This is a genomic window from Oryzomonas japonica, assembly GCF_008802365.1.
GTDB classification, from domain to species: Bacteria; Desulfobacterota; Desulfuromonadia; order Geobacterales; family Pseudopelobacteraceae; genus Oryzomonas; species Oryzomonas japonica.
The window spans coordinates 105,638-123,258 of sequence record NZ_VZQZ01000007.1 but is presented as its reverse complement, the minus strand read 5'-3'; the positions used below and the strand labels follow the sequence as shown (position 1 = coordinate 123,258).

The 17,621-nt window shown below is 59.0% G+C and carries 15 protein-coding genes; 5 read left to right on the top strand and 10 right to left on the bottom strand.

Annotated elements, in window-relative coordinates; translation table 11 throughout:
* Window positions 1–34: 34 nt before the first annotated feature.
* The 3 genes from aroF to gptM all read right to left on the bottom strand — a co-directional run bounded on the left by aroF (window position 35) and on the right by gptM (window position 4,355).
* On the bottom strand, window positions 35–1,054 hold the full coding sequence (gene aroF / locus F6V25_RS11820) for a 3-deoxy-7-phosphoheptulonate synthase (protein ID WP_151128763.1): 1,020 nt from the start codon (window positions 1,052–1,054) through the stop codon (window positions 35–37).
* 327 nt (window positions 1,055–1,381) lie between these two features.
* Window positions 1,382–2,731 (bottom strand): alpha-amylase domain-containing protein, encoded by a 1,350-nt coding sequence (locus F6V25_RS11815; protein WP_151128762.1) that lies wholly within the window; start codon window positions 2,729–2,731, stop codon window positions 1,382–1,384.
* A gap of 328 nt (window positions 2,732–3,059) precedes the next feature.
* On the bottom strand, window positions 3,060–4,355 hold the full coding sequence (gene gptM, locus F6V25_RS11810; RefSeq protein WP_151128761.1) for a geopeptide radical SAM maturase: 1,296 nt from the start codon (window positions 4,353–4,355) through the stop codon (window positions 3,060–3,062).
* Window positions 4,356–4,774: 419 nt separating this feature from the next.
* Between gptM and F6V25_RS11805 the strand changes: the two genes are divergently transcribed.
* Genes F6V25_RS11805 through F6V25_RS11795 form a run of 3 tightly spaced genes read left to right on the top strand, consistent with a single transcriptional unit; the run spans window position 4,775 to window position 9,110 of the window.
* Window positions 4,775–6,610 (top strand): TonB-dependent receptor plug domain-containing protein, encoded by a 1,836-nt coding sequence (locus F6V25_RS11805; protein ID WP_191966170.1) that lies wholly within the window; start codon window positions 4,775–4,777, stop codon window positions 6,608–6,610.
* A complete protein-coding gene (locus F6V25_RS11800; RefSeq protein ID WP_151128759.1) occupies window positions 6,607–7,485 on the top strand; it encodes an ABC transporter substrate-binding protein in 879 nt (292 codons plus the stop codon). Before F6V25_RS11805 ends, F6V25_RS11800 begins: the two co-directional genes overlap by 4 nt.
* Window positions 7,486–7,487: 2 nt before the next feature.
* Window positions 7,488–9,110 carry a sensor histidine kinase gene (locus F6V25_RS11795; RefSeq protein ID WP_246167034.1) on the top strand — a complete coding sequence of 541 codons (1,623 nt, stop codon included), beginning with the start codon at window positions 7,488–7,490 and terminating at the stop codon, window positions 9,108–9,110.
* A gap of 9 nt (window positions 9,111–9,119) precedes the next feature.
* Here F6V25_RS11795 and F6V25_RS11790 read toward each other — a convergent pair whose 3' ends face one another.
* Both F6V25_RS11790 and F6V25_RS11785 read right to left on the bottom strand, forming a co-directional pair.
* Window positions 9,120–10,556 carry a sigma-54-dependent transcriptional regulator gene (locus tag F6V25_RS11790; RefSeq protein WP_151128758.1) on the bottom strand — a complete coding sequence of 479 codons (1,437 nt, stop codon included), beginning with the start codon at window positions 10,554–10,556 and terminating at the stop codon, window positions 9,120–9,122.
* Window positions 10,557–10,834: 278 nt separating this feature from the next.
* Entirely contained in the window at window positions 10,835–11,779 is a 945-nt protein-coding gene (locus tag F6V25_RS11785) for a chemotaxis protein (protein ID WP_151128757.1), read from the bottom strand.
* A gap of 170 nt (window positions 11,780–11,949) precedes the next feature.
* Between F6V25_RS11785 and trpE the strand changes: the two genes are divergently transcribed.
* Window positions 11,950–13,425 (top strand): anthranilate synthase component I, encoded by a 1,476-nt coding sequence (gene trpE, locus F6V25_RS11780; protein WP_151128756.1) that lies wholly within the window; start codon window positions 11,950–11,952, stop codon window positions 13,423–13,425.
* 1 nt (window position 13,426) lies between these two features.
* Window positions 13,427–13,996 (top strand): anthranilate synthase component II, encoded by a 570-nt coding sequence (locus tag F6V25_RS11775; protein WP_151128755.1) that lies wholly within the window; start codon window positions 13,427–13,429, stop codon window positions 13,994–13,996.
* Between the two features lie 225 nt (window positions 13,997–14,221).
* Here the strand turns inward: F6V25_RS11775 and rplI are convergent, their stop codons facing one another.
* The 5 genes from rplI to F6V25_RS11750 all read right to left on the bottom strand — a co-directional run bounded on the left by rplI (window position 14,222) and on the right by F6V25_RS11750 (window position 17,567).
* Window positions 14,222–14,665: a 50S ribosomal protein L9 gene (gene rplI, locus F6V25_RS11770; RefSeq protein ID WP_149306009.1), complete on the bottom strand. Its 444-nt coding sequence runs from the start codon at window positions 14,663–14,665 to the stop codon at window positions 14,222–14,224.
* Window positions 14,666–14,690: 25 nt separating this feature from the next.
* The gene (locus tag F6V25_RS11765) at window positions 14,691–15,650 is read right to left on the bottom strand and encodes a YybS family protein (protein ID WP_151128754.1); all 960 of its coding nucleotides are present in this window, start codon (window positions 15,648–15,650) and stop codon (window positions 14,691–14,693) included.
* A gap of 7 nt (window positions 15,651–15,657) precedes the next feature.
* On the bottom strand, window positions 15,658–15,978 hold the full coding sequence (rpsR, locus tag F6V25_RS11760) for a 30S ribosomal protein S18 (RefSeq protein ID WP_149306011.1): 321 nt from the start codon (window positions 15,976–15,978) through the stop codon (window positions 15,658–15,660).
* A gap of 21 nt (window positions 15,979–15,999) precedes the next feature.
* Complete coding sequence (rpsF, locus tag F6V25_RS11755) at window positions 16,000–16,386, bottom strand: 30S ribosomal protein S6 (protein ID WP_149306012.1); 387 nt, start codon at window positions 16,384–16,386, stop codon at window positions 16,000–16,002.
* 302 nt (window positions 16,387–16,688) lie between these two features.
* Entirely contained in the window at window positions 16,689–17,567 is an 879-nt protein-coding gene (locus F6V25_RS11750) for a DUF2156 domain-containing protein (RefSeq protein ID WP_151128753.1), read from the bottom strand.
* Window positions 17,568–17,621 lie beyond the last annotated feature (54 nt).

The following is a 17,621-nucleotide window of genomic DNA, read 5'->3' as shown; positions in this document are numbered from 1 at the left end:
GGTTCGTGTGCCGCACCGGACGCCACCTCTACCTCTACAGAGTTCTTCCCGCCGCCTCGGCGAACAAGCGCAGCTTGTCCATCATCGCCTGGAATTTTGCCGGTTTCAACGATTGCGGCCCGTCGCTGGAGGCATGCTCCGGATCGGGATGGACCTCTACAATCAGGCCGTCGGCTCCGCACGCCACGGCGGCATAGCACATGGGGGCGACATAGTGATGGTTGCCGGTGCCGTGGGAAGGATCTACCACCACCGGTAAATGGGTCTTTTCCTTGAGCACCGGCACGGCCGAAAGGTCGAGGGTGTTGCGGGTGGCGGTCTCGAAGGTTCGGATGCCGCGTTCACAGAGGATCACCGACTGGTTCCCCTCGCTCATGACATACTCGGCGCTCATGAGAAACTCCTGGATCGTCATGGACATGCCCCGTTTCAGTAAAACCGGCCTACCGAGTTGGCCGACCTTTTTCAGGAGCGCGAAATTCTGCGAGTTGCGGGCGCCGATCTGGAGGATGTCGGAGTATTCCGCCACCAGTTCGGCGGTTTCGGGATTGATCACCTCGGTTACGAACGGCAGGCCGGTCACCTCCCGGGCCTTGGCCAACAGCTTGAGCCCCTCCTCCTCCAACCCCTGGAACGAATAGGGCGACGTGCGCGGCTTGAATGCTCCGCCCCGCAAAATGGAGGCTCCCGCCTTTTTAACCGCCTCGGCCGTTTCAACGATCTGCCGTTCATTTTCAACGGAACAGGGACCGGCCATCATGATCACCCGTTCCCCACCGATAGACACCTCATCGTTGATGCGCACGACACTCGACTCCTTTTTGATCTCCTTGGAGGCCAACTTGTACGGTTGCAGGATAGGCACCACGTTTTCAACGCCGTGCAGAGACTCAAGAGAGTGCAACACCATCTTGCCCCGTTCGTCCCCCACCGCCCCGATGACATCCCGGGTCGAGCCGTGGATCACATGGGGCATGTAGCCCAATTCCTTGATGCGCTTCAACACCTCATCCATGTCCTTCTTTGCCGCGCCAGCCTTCATTACGATGATCATCCCCTGTTTCCTTTCCCACAAGCAAAAGGGCCGAAGGTTTCCCCCCCGGCCCTGTCCGCATCTGCTGCGGTAAACAAAAAAAGCCGGGGGACTGTCTGTCCACCCGGCTTGTGGTGTGTAATGGTTTCGCTTCCTTGCGCTTACACCTTTGCCCGGGCAGACGGCCTGAAATAAAAGCCGTACCAAAAGAAAAAGTAAAAGGCGCTAAAGAAACGATTCGAATTCATGTTTGGTACTAAATCACAGCCGCGGAGAATTTGTCAAGGGTAAATTTTCAGCTTTGCCGACAACGGTTTCCCAAGGCCCCGACAGGACATCCCCGCCGCCTCACACCCCGTACACCACATAGCCCCGCGGCGGCGCCTCGATCTGACACCATCCGTCACTGTCGGTGGCGGTCGCAGGCGGCTGGGGGACAGCACCCTTGCCGCCCCAGGCCAGGGGCTTCAGCGTCGCGTTTCCGAAACCGGACTGCACCCGCCGGCCGAGGGAACCCCCGGAATTGTTCAGGACAAAGAGCAGCCCCGGTTGACTGGCAATGCCGGCGCGCTCCATGACGTACAGCAGGTCGTCCACGTAGCGGATGACGGTACCGCCCCCGGCATGGCTCTCGTGCACCTTGACCAGCCGCTCGATCCCATCCGGCTCTCCGGGCCGGGCCAGTCCGTAGTTGAAATAATCCTTCCAGAAGACGCACGGGTAGCCTTCGTGGGTGAGGATATAGGCGTAGGCCAGCATCTTGTCGTTCACCACGCAGTCGTTGCCGCTAAAATCGTGGTTATCCACAAAGCTCACCGCCTCGTGGGGACGATCCCTTATCAGCACGCCGCCGTCCGCCAGGGTCCGCAGGCTGAAGCCGTAGGTGTCGCACAAATCCTTCAACCGGTAGCGCAGCGGAAAATCAAAGGCTCCAACCCGGTGTACGGCCCAGTTGTTCACCGAATCAAGCCAACTGTCGATGAAATCGTCTCCGGCCCAACACTCCCCCACCCCGAAGAGAGACACCGGATGCCCTCCGCGGCTGTACTGGCGGTCATGAATCGCCCGCACGATCCAGGCGCCGAACCCTTTGACAAAGTCGTAGCGGAAGCCGTCAAAACCGATCTCTTCGATCATCCACTTGGCGTGGTTGAGGATACCGGTGGAGACGCGGGGATTGATGTGGCACAGGTCCGGCATCCCGCCAAAGGCGGCGGGGTCGTTCTCGGTGTAGGGCGAGGGGTTGAAGCAGGTCCAGTCGCGGGTAAAGCGATTGCTTTGGGGGGTGAATTTCGTCCAGCGGTAATTTTGCAAGATCGGGTTGAACTCCTGCTGGTCGGCGCCGTTGTTGTGGTTGAGAACCAGGTCGGCATAGACCTTCAGGCTGCACCCGTGCGCAGCCCTGATCAGGGCGCGCAACTCCTCTTCCGAACCGAACCAGGTTCGTACCTCATCAACGCCGTTGACCTTGCGCAACGCCTTTTGCGGGTATCTTCCCAGGTCGTAATAGTCGTAGACATCATACCCCATGGACATGCCGCCGATGTTGGCGGCCTTACCGGCAGGCGGGAGCCAGAGGGCGGTGAAGCCGGCCTGTTCAAGCCCGCCGAGTTTTGTGGCAAGGAACTTCCACCACGTATATTCCTGGGCTTCCTCCCGGGGGCAATCCCAGTAAAACGCCTGCATCAGAACGCCCATGATGTCCCTCCCCGTGTCTGCGATAGCCCTTGGGCTGTTCTGAAATAATACCACAACACGGCGGAGAGGCCACAAAGGCACGGAGGAAATCACACTTTTTCAAGTAGTTTTAGAACGGCAACTCATGGCGTTATTCGGGGAGACTAGTGGGGCGGCGGGGACTGTTAATTTTTTTAACACTATTTCAAGACAGTGTAGCAACCTATCGAATTAATTTAAAAATATTTATGGATACAAAGTGTTAATTTTTTTAACACTCAACAAAAAATATTATTTATTTCATAGCGTTACACCCATTCAAAGAATGTTAACAAAACTAACAACGGCTCTATGCCGTCGGCCTGCCCATGGCCAGATCCTGGCGAACGAGTTGTTCCAAGGCGGTATCCAGATAGACGCGGCGGCAGTCAACGCCATCAATGGCGCCGGTGCGCAGCAGACGCAGGAAACGGCAACCGCCGAAACAGATGGGCAGGTAGGCGCACTCCAGGCATTCGTCGTTTTTCCACACATCCAGGTTGTGGGACGCGGCATAAGCGCCGATCCCTTCGGCCAGGGAACCGATCCGCAACTCCTCCCGCCCCATGAAGGCGGGGCACTTGTAGAGGGAGCCGTCATAGGCCACCACCAGATCGCGCTCGAACTCGACCATGCAGGCGGCCGCCCTGAGCTTGGGGGTCGGGAACCCCCGTCTGATGACCTCGTGCCGCAGGAACAGGCTGGCCTCGATCATCCACGGCTCGCTGGTGGAGGCACACGCCGAACCCAAATCCCCGGAAACGCTGCCGTCCGCCTTGGGTATGACCGGCGAAAACCCCACCGCCTTCAACGCCGCCGGCGCGATTCCCTCGGCGATGAGGAGATCCAGCATCTCCGGGAACCGTTGAAAATTATCGCGGGTGTAGTTCCCCCCCAGGTCCACCGGCACGAGCTCATGGATCGCCTTGATATTGGCAACGATGGTGTCGAAGCTCCCCTTGCCGGAGACAAAGGGGCGCTGTTGGTCGTGGATCTCCCGGGGGCCGTCCAGGGTCACCCTGACGGCGGCCAGCCCCAGGGGAAGGAGCTCCTGCACGACCCGGCGGGTCAGCAGGGTAGCATTGGTGATGATGTTGAACCGAAAGACGACCCCCGCTTCCCGGGCCACCTCCACGAGACGGCCGGCGATACGCTTCAGGAGCGGCAGGGCCATCAGGGCCTCGCCCCCGTAGAAGTCCACGGTCACATCCCGCCCTGCGGCCATCTGTTCCGTCAAGCGCTGCACCAGCATCCCGGCCGTATCGTCTGCCATCACGAACCGCCCCCGGAAGGGGTCCTCGAAACAGTAGCCGCAGGCCAGGTTGCATTCCAGGGTTAAAGTTACCAGAGCAGCAAAGTGACGGCTGGCACGGTTGATGGCCGTAAAGGTCTGGCGCACCTCCTTCCGCTCCTCTCCCCGGTCCGGCACCAGCACCCCCAGGCGCACCAGGGTGTCCCGTTCCCGCTCTGCCAGTTCACCCCTACGGGCCTTTTCCAGCAGGCTTTCGGACAGTTCCAGCACTGCGCAGCGCCGGGTGGCTATGAGTAGAACCCGGCCCGGTTTATCGGGACAGGGGTAAGTTTTAAGATAGTGCGTAAGCTCCATGAAGCGGCCCTCTCCCAGAAAAGGTGTGGGGAGGGTCGCCCCTCCCCGCCATGAGACATCTAGTTGATCTTTGCCACATTGGCTGTGGCACAACATGCGGCGACGACACCCGCAACATGCCCTTCCTCCAGCACCACCAACTCCTCCTGAACTTCACGCATATACCTCACCTCCTTTCATTTTAGTGTACTGCAACGCCATCCGGCTGGTTTTTTGCACATATTCCAGCCGCCACGCCATCAAGAATCAGGGAAAAAACGGACGCTGGTGCGGTCAAGAATTCCTTTCATATACCCGTTCCTTTTCCAGAGACAGGCAAGGAGCAATCCATGAACAAATATCCAAGTACAAAGAGGGTTTCCAACGTGCTGGACATGCAGTCTTTGTTTCTGGTAGTATCCCGCGCACGGAAGCCTATCATGTCACTCTTCAAACCTCAACATACCATCAACACTTTTTTGGTGGTCCTTTGCCTAGCTCTCGGCGTCCTCCCATCCCTGGCATGGGGGGAAGAGGCGGACGAGACCCTGGGGCTCTTCAGCGCCTGGCAGGAGGAGGCATCCACCTCCTCCCGCGCCCCCAAACCGCTCTCCCAGACCGCAGAAAACGTCACCGTGGTTACCGCCCCGGAGATCGAGGCCCTCAACGCCCACACCCTGGCCGACGTGCTGGACACCATCCCCGGCATCCAGGTCCAGCACAACGGCGGACCAGGGGTTTCTGCCTACACTTTTATCCAAAGTATTGACTTCATCCACACCCAGGTATTCGTGGACGGGGTGTCCATAACCAACCTAGGGAGCGGTTTTTCCGACACCTCCCTGATCCCGGCCCATATCATCGAGCGTATCGAGATCGTCAAGGGGGCCGCCTCCTCGGCCTGGGGCCAGGCGCTGGGCGGGGTGATCAACGTCATCACCAAATCGCCCGAGCGGGGCCGCACCATCGGCGGCGCGGCCACCGCCTCCATCGGCGAGCAAACTACGGCCGATACCAGTCTGGAACTGAGCGGCACCGGCAACAGGTTCGGCTACTACTTGTCCGGCAGCTATCTGGGCTCCGACGGCCTGTTCTCCAATACCCAGATCAATTCCAACCGTGCTTATGCCAAGCTAACCTATGACCTCCCGAACCACGGGCAGATCTGGGCCACCTATTTTTCCACCCGCGCCGACATGGGGGATTTGTATGCCGTTCCCTATGACCTCAAAGAACGTCAGGAGAAGCGTTTTACGGTGGGATCGGTCGGCCTGCGTTATCCCATTGGCGAGCGGTTGGAATTGGAGATAATGGGCCATCATTCCTTCAATAGAAATGACGCATCCTACTTCAATATCAGCGACGGCGCCACGTGGTCCTTCCAAACAGGTCTGCCGACGGGCATCGTCAAGGAGCAGGTAAGCGGCGCCAGCGCCAAACTGGTCTGGCGGGGGGATGACAATCTGCTAGTGGTCGGCAGCGACTACAACCACCTGGAACAGTACAACAACTCCTCCGACGGCAGCACCGTTAGCCCCTTCAACAGAAAGGTGGAACGCTGGGGCGTGTTCCTCAACGACACCCTCACCCTCGGCCCCATGAGCCTGACCCCCGGCGTGCGTGTCGACCATACCCAGACCGCCGGAGACCAGTTTAGCCCTGCCTTGGGGGCCACTTGGCAACTGACCGACAGCACACTGCTGCGGGCCTACACCGCCCGTGGCTACGGCCTCCCCGTGCTGGGCCTTACCGACTCCCCCTCGGTGAAGATCTGGACCACCCAGGTCGGGGCGGAGAGCAGCGCCATACCGTACGTCTGGGTAAAAGGCACCCTGTTCCGCAACCAGACCTGGGGCGACACGGTTAAACAGCATATGGCGCTGGGAGCGGAACTGGAAGCCCGCACCACCCCAATCTGGAATACCTCGCTCGGAGCCGGCTACACCTTCACCGACACCACCCGCACCAGCGACGGCAACGAAGTTAACGATTTCGCCCGCCACACCGTACAGGTGGCCCTACGCTACAACGACAAGACCTACCGAGGCGTACTGACCGGCCGCCATGTATTTTGGAATTCCCGGCCAGACGAAAACGGCCGCTACGGCGGCCTGACGTGGGACCTGCACTTGGGGGCAGTGCTTTTCAAACGTGAACAAAACTCCCTGGAGTTATTCTTTTCCGGGCATAATCTCTTCAATGCCTCACAGTATGAAACATATCTAATACCCAACACGGGCCGCTGGTTTGAGGGTGGCATGAGGGTGCGCTTTTGAGGATACTGACCGCCTTCATATTCTCACTTGCCCTGCTGCTCCCCCTTGCGGCCGATGCCTACGATGTGCTGGTGCTCCAGAGCCGCCGCGATCCGGCCTTCGAAGAGGCCCTTGCCGGGTTCCGCGCCAACCGCAGATTCTCGGAGCGGGTGGTCGTGCTCGCCGACTACGCCGATGTGGACATTACCCGCATCGTCCGCGAAGATCAGCCCGCTCTGGTCCTGGCCCTGGGAGACCGGGCTCTGGAAGCGGCCAACAAGCTGCGGCAGACCCCGGTCATCGCCCTGATCTCCCTCGGCATCCATAGCCGTCACGCCACCCACTCCAACCTGACCGGCGTCGGCATGTTCGCGCCGCCGGAACGCTACCTTTCCCTGTTTCATGGGATGAAAAAGCGTCACGTAGGGCTGATCTACCATCCCGCCAAGAGCGGCTGGTACGTGCAACTGGCCCGCCAAGCGGCCCAGAGGATGGGGATAGAGCTGGTGGTGCGCGAGGTTTCGACCCCGCGGGATACCCTGACCCAACTTGCCACCTTGGCCGGCAAAGTCGATGCACTGTGGATGCTCCCCGACGCCACGGCCGTCGCCCGGGAAACGGTGGAGGCCTATTTCCGTTTTTCCCAGGAGCACAACGTACCGGTGGTATCCTTTGCCAACGCCTATCTGGGCCTGGGGGCGGCGGCGGTCCTGGAGATCGACCGCGCCGAACTGGGCAGGCAGGCGAGCGACATGGGTTCGGCTATTCTCAAGGGGACCGAGGCGTCGGACATTCCCCTCGCCTACCCGCGCAGAATCCAGCTCAAAACTAATCCGAGCGTCATGAAACACCTGGGCATAGCAGCCGAGCGCGCTGCTCTGCACCCAAGAGAATAATCGTGTCGCCCTGCACCCAATTCATAAATTTCCGCGCCAGCTTCCAATTCAAGCTTTTCCTCATATTTACCCTACTGACCGCCCTCATGGCCGTCCTGTTCGGTTCCGCCTATATCGTCACCGAAATCCGCGAGCAAAGCATCTATGCCGGCAACAGGTGCCAACTGATAGCGGCGCACCTGGCCGATACCGTCCGCCTACCTCTGTTCGCCGAAAACCGCACCGTGCTTATGCAGATTGCCCAGGACACCGCCCGTACCCCCGATTTCCACAGCCTGACGGTCCGCACCAATGACGGCAGGGTCCTGGCCGAGATGCGCAAACCGGTTTCACGCAGTCCCAGCGAGTTGCTGAGCAGGACCGTGGAGGTGCGCAGCACCCCTCTGGGTTCCTCCCCGGAGTCTGCCATTATCGGCAGCAAAGAACCGGTGGGCGCCTTGATCGGCACCGTCCGCCTGGATCTGGACACGACCGAGTTCAAAGCGCGGACCCAGCGCCTGATCATGATGGCATGTGCTACGGCCTTCCTTTTCTGGATCTCGGTCTCGTCCCTCTGCTATCTCGCGCTCCGCCAGGTGACCCGTTCCTTCAATGCCCTCATGCGCGGTCTGGAGTCCATGCAGACGGGGAACTACGCGGTCAGGATCGCCCCCGTCAGCAACGATGAACCGGGCCGGGCCGCCGGTGCCATCAGCCTGCTGGCCGCCTCGCTGCAAGAGCGGGAAGAGGAAAACCGCCGTTTGCAACAACAGTTGATTAATGCCATGCGCCTCGAAGTCCAGAAGGAAAAACAGCAGATCATGGCCAAGCTGATCCAGACCAACCGCATGACCTCCCTGGGGCTCTTGGCCTCCAGCATGGCCCATGAGATCAACACGCCCAACGGCGCCATCAAGCTTGCGGGGCAGCAGGTCGCCAAGACCTGGAAGAGTGCGCTCCCCATATTGGAACGAGTTGCCGAGGAGGAGGGGGATTTTGTACTGGGAGGGGCGGTATTCAGCTTGGTGCGGGGCGAAGTCACCAAGGCCACGGAGGTCATCGCGCGCTGTTCCGAGCGCATCGAAAAGGTCGTGCAGGATATGAGGGCTTACAACGTCGGCGGTCATAGCGACGCAAAGGACCGGGTGAACCTCAATCAGGTGGTCGTCGACGCTCTTACCATTATCCGCGCCCATGGGCGCCACGGCAATATCGTCATCCAGAATGAACCGTACCCGGAACTGCCCGCGGTGACCGGCAACCGTTACCAACTGGAGCAGGTAGTTATCAATCTGATCCTGAACAGCATACAGGCCATTCCGGAATCACGAAACGGGGTCGTAACGATCGTCTCGGACTATGACAGCCTGCATGGGGAGGTTTCCCTCGTCGTAAGGGATGATGGGAAGGGCATCCGACCGGATATCATGAGCCGCCTCATGGAACCGTTTTTCTCCACCCGCATGGAAAGCGGCGGCAGCGGCCTTGGCCTGTATATATCGAACTTCATCGTGACTGAACATCGCGGGCGGTTGGTATTTGAATCGGAACCGGACAAGGGCACGACCGCTACGATCAGCATACCCGCTGCCGACAACGGCGGCACCGCCGGCCCCGATGCCCCACCCGTCCCAGAGGTCGTCTAGGCCCAGTTTTCAGTTCATCTTTTCCAATTCGCTCAGCTTTTTCTGCACCGTCTGACGGCACACGCCGAGAAGGTCGGCGGCCGGCCCCTTTTTGCCCCCCGTAACCTTTAGCGCCTCTTCGAACATCAATTTCTCGATTTGCCCCATGGAGGGAAATTTGGGAAAGACCACATGCAGGCTGAACTGGCTATTGGCGACCTTGGTTCCGGCATCGATCATGGTTCTGGACCTGACCGCCAGATCCGGGAAGTCGCTCTGCACCAGCAGGCCTGTTTTGTTGACGACCACCGCGCTGCTGACCTTGTTGATGAGTTCCCTGACATTGCCGGGATACTCATACTCTTCCAGCAGCCAGCGCAACTCCGCGGCAATCCTGGGCGCCCTTTTACCCATGGCTTTTGCCGCCATGTTGATATAATGGCTCACCAAGGGCAGGATATCCTCGCGCCGCTCCCGCAAGGGGGGTATGTGCAGTTTGTGGTAACATATCCGGTGATAGAGGTCTTCCCTGAATGCACCCTCGGCGACCAGCTGTTTGAAATCCCGGTTGGAGGCAACGATAATCCGCGCGTCGCTCTTCAGGAGGACATCCGAGCCCAGGCGGTAATACTCGTTTTCCTGCAGGAGCCGGAGCAGCTTGATCTGGGATTCGGGCGCCAGATCGCCGATCTCGTCGAGAAACAGGGTCCCGCCCTGCGCCTTTGCGATCAATCCCTGGCGAAGTTCGTTCGCACCGGTGAATGCACCTTTTTTGTGGCCGAAGAGCGTATCCTCGAACATATGGGCATCGAGCCCGGCCACATTCAGGGGGGTAAAACTGCCCTGCTGGCCGCTGGCCTTGTGAATGGCGCGGGCGATCAGTTCCTTGCCGACCCCGGTTTCTCCGGTGATGAGCACCGGGTAGCGGGAGGGGGCGATGGTCTCCACCAGCTTGAAAATGGACTGCATCTTGTCGCTGCGGGTCAGGATGTCCTTGAAGGTATCCGGCTGGGCCAGGGGATCGCCCAGGAGATAGTTCTGGAGTTGCTGGTTCTGGTTTGAAAGCTCGAGGATCTTGAATGCGTTGTTGATGCTGGATATGAGCCGTGATGAATCGAGGGGTTTGGTGATGTAGTCCATGGCCCCCTGTTTCATGCAGCTTACCACCGTATCGACATCGCTTACCCCGGTCATGATGATGACCGGGATGGTCGGATATTTCTGGGTAATGACCGGTAGAAGGTCGGCACCCGAGACGCCCGGCATGATCCAGTCCAGGAAAAGAGCAGAATAGATGCCCTTGTCCAATTCCGCCAGTACCTGGCTGCTGTCGGTAAGTGTCACCATTTCGCAGATCGAGGTGGAAAGAAGCACAAACCGAATCTCTTCCAGAAAATCGGCATTATCATCGACAAACAGGACAAGGGGCACCTTGCCGTTTTTTTGCGATTTTTGCGTATCGGTCATGGGTCTTCCCTCCTGCTGCGGAATAATGCAAAATTATCGCCAAAACAACTTATGGCAACAAAAAAAGCAGGTCAATCTGCCGGCACTGGGGAAAAGAATTTATTACAAGAGCGGCAACTCTCCGAGCTTGGCACTTCGGCCCGGAGAGCGGCGACTAAGGGGGCCCCGCACGGCCGACCGCACGGCCCGAAACGGGAAAAATGAACGGCACGCACGGGGCAAAAGGTGATGAAAAAGAGAGACGAGGCGCGTGGGCACAAGGCTCGGTCGGCAGGACGTTACAGGGTCAGCTCGTCTGCCACCCTGACAAGGTTGGGCAGATCGGGTTTGGTCAGGATATGGTTGGCCCCCAGTCCGATCCACTTGCGCTTGTTATCCTCGGAGGCAAGGGAGGAGAAGATCACAACCGGCAAACTCTTCAGCGTTTCTTCCTTGCGCACGAGCGAGGTCAGGTGCAGGCCGTCCATCTGCGGCATCTCCACGTCGGTGATCATCATGCTGATGTGGGACCTGAAGTCGCTGCCATCCTGGGTGCAGTGGGTGATTTTATCCTGAATGATGCCCCATGCCTCGGCGCCGTTTTCCGCTTCGGTAACGGCATAGCCGGCCGAACGCAGGGTCTGGCACAGGGTATTGCGAATGAATAGGGAGTCGTCGGCGACCAGTATCGTTTTGTGGGAGCGGTCCACGACGCCACCTTCGGATGACAACAGGGCACCTTCTGCAAGCGGCCTCAAGGCGCTCTCCGAGCAGAGCTCGCCCACGATCTTCTCGAAGTCCAGCACCAGGATGATACGATCATCCATTTTCACCAGCCCGGTAACCTGTTCGCTGTGCACCGAGTGGGACGGCGGCTCGACGTTTTTCCACGAGATCCGGTAGATGCGGGAAACCGAGTGGACCAGCACCCCGACCATCAGGTTATTGAACTCGAGGACCACCACCCGGTCCGCCACCAGGTCTCCCGTATCCTTGCCGAGCACCTTGGCGAGGTTGATAACGGTAATGACCTTGTCCCGCAGCTTGATCATCCCCTCCACGCCCGGCTTGGCATTGACGACCCGGGACATCTGGGGCAGCCGGATAATCTCCCGGACCTTGGCCACATTGACGCCGTAGTGGCAGGGCACGAGATTATTGTGGGCATCCATCTCGTCGATCCTGAACTCGACGATTTCAAGCTCGTTGGTATCGCTCTCCAGCAGTATGTTAGTCTGTTTCATATCCGGGCCCTTTGCAGTAATTTTCGGAGCAGTATATCAACGAAAATCTATGAAGGGAAGAGTTTATAAATATCAAACCTGACGACCGGGCCACCCCGCTGAACTTGACTCCCCCGGGCGGTCTGTGCTAGCTTTTCCAATCATCCTGACAGATTTTCGGAGCCACGCACATGTTTTTTCCCCCCATTGACACCTTTCGCACCCTGTCCAGGAGCGGCAACCTGATCCCGGTCTACCGGGAAATCATGGCCGACATGGATACGCCGGTCACCGCCTTTAAAAAGCTCGACGACGGACGTTTTTCCTTTTTGCTCGAAAGTATCGAGGGTGGCGAAAAATGGGGGCGCTACTCCTTTCTCGGCTCCAGTCCCTCATGCGTCATCCGCTCCAAGGGGCACACCGTCGAGATCATCGAGAACGACGTCACGACCACGGTAACCACCGATGATCCGCTCGGCGCCATCCGCACCCTGCTGGCCCGATTCACCCCGGTGGAGGTCGAGGGCCTGCCCCGCTTCTTCGGCGGCGCCGTCGGCTACCTGGGGTACGACATGGTGCGCCACTTCGAGCACCTGCCCACGGAGAAACCGGCCGTCCTGGATGCCTACGAAGCCTATTTTCTGGTGACCGACACCATCGTCATCTTCGATACCATGGCCCAGAAGATCAAAGTGGTCTCCAATGCCCACCTGGATGGCGCCACTACCCCGGAAGAGGCCTATCGGCAGGCTACGGAGAAGATCGAAACCATCATCAGCAAACTGCGCGCCCCGCTACCGCCGGCCGCGCCCCCGTCTTCGGGAGGCCCGGTGGAGATGCGCTCCAATGTCACCCGCGAGGCGTACGAGGCGGCCGTGGAAAAGGCCAAGGAGTATGTCCGGGCCGGGGACATCATCCAGGTGGTCCCATCCCAGCGTTTCAGCGGGCGGCTCTCGGCCGACCCGTTTGACGTCTACCGCGTGCTGCGCACCATGAACCCCTCCCCCTATATGTTTTTCCTGAAACTGGACGGCACGGTCATCGCCGGGGCCTCGCCCGAGGTCATGGTGCGCAAGGAGGGGGACCGGGTCGAACTCCGTCCCATCGCCGGCACCCGCCCCCGGGGCGCCACGCCCCAGGAGGATGCCCGGCTGGCCGAGGAGTTGCTGGGCGACCCCAAGGAACGGGCCGAACACGTCATGCTGGTGGATTTGGGACGGAATGACCTGGGGCGCGTCTGCACCACGGGATCGGTCACGGTGTCGGAACTGATGGTCATCGAACGCTACTCCCACGTGATGCATATCGTGTCCAACGTACAGGGGCGGCTGAGGAGCGACCACGACGCCTTCGACGTCGTGCAGGCCACGTTTCCGGCCGGCACCCTCTCCGGTGCGCCCAAGATCAGGGCCATGGAGATCATCGACGAACTGGAACCGGTGCGCCGCGAAATCTATGGCGGCGCTGTGGGTTATTTTTCCTTTTCCGGCAACATGGACCTGGCCATCACCATCCGCACCTTGGTAATCAAGGACGGCATGGTGCACATCCAGGCCGGGGGCGGCGTTGTTGCCGATTCCGATCCGGCTGCCGAGTGGCAGGAAACCGTCAACAAGGCCATGGCCGCGCGGCGGGCGCTGGAGATTGCCGAGAAAGGGCTCGAATAACATGCTGCTGATGATCGATAACTACGATTCCTTCACCTTCAATATCGTCCAATACTTCGGCCAGCTGGGCGAAGACGTGCGCGTCTACCGCAACGACAAGATCACCCTGGAAGAGATCGAGGCCCTACAGCCGGAGCGACTGGTGATCTCCCCCGGCCCCTGCTCCCCCGGCGAGGCGGGCATATCGGTGCAGGCGATCAAACATTTCGCCGGCAAGATTCCGATCCTGGGTGTCTGTCTCGGCCATCAGGCCATCGGGGAGGCATTCGGGGGAAAGGTCGTCAGGAGCGTTTCCCTGATGCACGGCAAGACCTCGCCGATCATCCACGATGACCGGGAACTTTTTGCCGGGCTTCCGAACCCGTTCCAGGCCACCCGCTACCACTCCCTGGTGGTGGAGCGGAGCAGCCTGCCGGATTGTCTTGAGGTCACGGCATGGGTCGAGAACGGCGAAATCATGGGGATGCGCCACACGACGCTGCCCATCTGGGGGGTCCAGTTCCATCCCGAGTCGATCCTCACCGAGGGGGGGATGAACCTGCTGGAGAATTTTTTGAAGATAAGCAGATAACAAATGAACATCTGCCACGGAGACACAGAGACACAGAGAAAAATAAGAGATTACAGCAGGCCGCAAAGGCAAGATTCCTGATTTCCCTGAAGCCGTTACGCCTTTCTTTCTCTGTGTACCTCTGTGTCTCACTGTCTCTGTGGCGGATTTTGATGCTCTTATCACAAAAAAGCCCACCGGAAAGAATCCGGCGGGCTTTTGCTGTTTCTGCTATGAATCCAGAGATCAGGCGGCCTTGATGGTCACCTTGAGGGTTGCGACAACTTCGGGGTGAATCTTGACCGGAACGCTCGTCTCGCCCAGCTGCTTGATCGGCTCGGCAAGAACGATCTTCTTGCGGTCGATGTCAAAGCCCTTTTCGGTGAGGAACGCGGCGATCTCCATATTGGTGACGGAACCGAAGAGTTTTCCTTCTTCGCCGGCCTGGTGGATCAACTCGATGGCAAGCCCTTCCAGTTTGGCGGCCAGGCTGCGGGCGGCCTCCAGGGTCTTGTTCTTCTTGTAGGTCAACTGGCGTTTGGCGTGTTCAAGCGCCTTGGCGTTCTTCTCGGTCGCCTCGATGGCAAACCCTTTGGGGACCAGATAATTGCGGGCATAGCCGGGAGCAACCTTGACGATGTCGCCGATGTGGCCGAGGGTTTCGATGTTTTCCTTCAGAATGACCTTCATACTTCTCTCCTTTCGAGCCTGATTATTACAGGTTTTCCTGTTTTTTGGGGGTACGGAAGTCTCCCCACAGATCAAATATGCCGATGGCGGCAACAATGGCCGCGAGATACGGTTGTATCAGCAGCATCACCCAGAGAAACACGCGTATGATGCTGTAAAAAGCCTGGCGGGCGGTGAGGGTCAGGATAACCGCCAACCCCTGCAGAAAATAAAGCGTTGTCGTTACGACCAGTACGTTGAGAGCCGGCATCGTGACGAACCGGCTGGGCGCCAGCATGGCAAATCCGGCTGCAATCAGGATCCAGACCAAAGGTTCCGGCAGCCGGAGATCCTTGAAATCGCCCAGGGGAAACCGGTACCCCATCAGGAATGCCGGCCTGCGTATGAGCGCCAGATTGCATCCCGCCATAATCCCGAGCAGGATGGTCACCAATGACGGATAAACCCTGATCAATAGCGCTGCAGCCATGTCCATGGACTTTTTGACCATGGACAGCTCGTCGCCTTTGACGCCGCTCTTTTCATACAGGGCGAGCGCCCGGGAGATACTGGTGGAAATCTCGCCGGAAAGGGCTTGTTGCAGATCCTGGTTGCTGACCAGCGTCAGAGTGACGGCGACCACGGCCACAAGCGCCGCGCTAACGCCCGTGGTCCAGGCAATAGTCCGGGCCGCGCCATGCCCTCGCAGCAACAGTTCCGGCATCAGCAGGGCGATAACCCCGCATTGCAACAGATAGATAGCGCCCACATTCGGACTGTATACCGCCGTCAATGCGATACCGGCCAACGCAAGGATGACGGCCGCTGTGCCGCGTCCCTGACGCAAGCGATAATACACCACCGGGAAGGGGGCCAGAAGCCCCGTAAAGAAACCGAGCGGCGGTAGTACAAAGGACACCGCAAACAACGCGAACGTGCCTGCGGTGCCCACGAGAACTGCAGTAAGCCGCGCCTTAATGGAATCGGCCGGTGTGTTCGGGTTCATTCAGACCCTAGGACAGCGAGTGGTTCGCGGCGATCGGCAAGAGCGCTAGGTTGCGGGCGCGCTTGATGGCCTCGGTAATTTCCCGCTGGTGTTTCGCACAGTTGCCAGAGATGCGGCGGGGAACGATCTTGCCGCGCTCCGAGATGAAGTAGCGCAGGGTACGGGGTTCTTTGTAATCAATGGTCAGGTTCTTTTCGGCGCAAAAACGGCATACCTTCCTGCGCTGAAACGGACGGCGCTTGCGGGGGCCGCCGGGGCCGCCTGCGGGACGCTGGCCGGGACCGCCTGCCGGACGTTGATACGGGGTGCTGGGTCTTTCGTCGCTCATGATAGTATATCCTCCAGGAAATTATTCGTTTGCCGCTTCAACGGCAGGGACTGCTTCTTCAACAGCCTCGACCGCTTCCGCTTCGACTACGGGAGCTTTTTTCTCAACAGCCTTCTCGGGCTCTCCGGTAATGTTGACGCTCTGGTACCGGAGTACCTTTTCGTTAAGTCTGAGGCGCCGTTCCAACTCGGCGATCAGCTCCGCCCCGCCATCAAAACGAAGATAGTAGTAGCGTCCTCTGGCAAACTTCCTGATGGGGTATGCCAGCTTCCTGACACCCCAGTCGTCCAGCCTGAAGCACTCGCCATTGTACGACGAGATGACCTCCTGAACCTTGGCGCCGATGCTTTTGATCTCGTCTTCGCCAAGTTCCGGCTGGAGGATGAAAATTGTTTCATACTTCCTCATGTGATGTTTCCTCCTCACGGTTTTCGAGCCCCGGTCCTGCCCGGAGCAAGGAGATGCGGCACGGATGCCGTCTTTAAAAGAACAGGTTATGTACAATATTTTTCCAGCGATTGCAAACTATTTATCGTTTTCCCCTCACCTCCGGGGAGGATCAACCACCCCCTGCCCCCCTCCTTATCAAGGAGGGGGAAGAGTTTGGCGCTTTCCCCCCCTCCTAGTTTAGGAGGGGTCGGGGGTGGTAGCCTTTCTCCGTTTATGCGAAAGATCCGTGACAATCAATGATTGCTATAAATAGCTTGTGGTTATGGCGCCCGGCGAATGCGGAACTTTTTGATCAACTCGGCCGGATGGTAGGAAAGTTTGGCACTGCGCAACCCCGCATCCCCCAGGTCCTGCTCCCGGTTCACAAATTTGCAGTCATTGAACAAAAGACGGCTGTACTCGCGGTTAATGAGCTGGGAGAGCCCCTCCATGAAAGGGTCGGTCTTTTCGAAATGGCACACCGTGGTCTCGACGTTGAGCCGCTCCCCCAGGCTGAAGGCCTTGACCTCCCCGGCAACCGTCACCACAACCCCTTCCAGCCCCAAAAGTTCCGCTTTTTCCACCGCCTCGGCGGTGGCCTCGATCTCCAGCCCGAAGGACGGCTCCTCCTCGGCAGCCATACCCCTCCAGACCTCCAGCAGCTTACGACACCCCGCCCGGTACTGTTCCGAGAAGGGCTCCACCCGGTACTCGTGGCGGGCGGTAAAATAGCTGATACGGTTCTTTTTCTTGTGAAAACGGTTGCCCGGCAGGGTAGCAAGCTCCTCCCGCAGGTAGAGATAGTCGAAGGAGTCCCGGTCTTCCACCGCGGTCACCCCTCCCCGCTTCAGACAGCGTTCCGCAAACGCCTCATCGGTGCCGTAGAGTTCCAGCCCGTCGTCCCACACCCTGTCCAGCGCCGTTTCCACGCCCCCCCCCAGGGGCGGCATGCAGTAGCGCTCCCCCGAATACCCGCGCCCCAGGACCACCAACGAGTCCCCCACCATGGTCAACCGATAGTCGTGGGCGGCGCGAAACAGGTACAGGCCGGCAAAGGTCATTTCGGAGATACGCGGTTGGAAAACGGAAAAACGCACATCCAGCAAAGGCTTATCGACAAGATCGAGAGGACGTGAGTCAGGGTAGGATGGAATTTCCATTGAGTTCTCCGGAACGGTTGTAGTAATAAAGAAAGGAGTATCTTATCAGAAAAG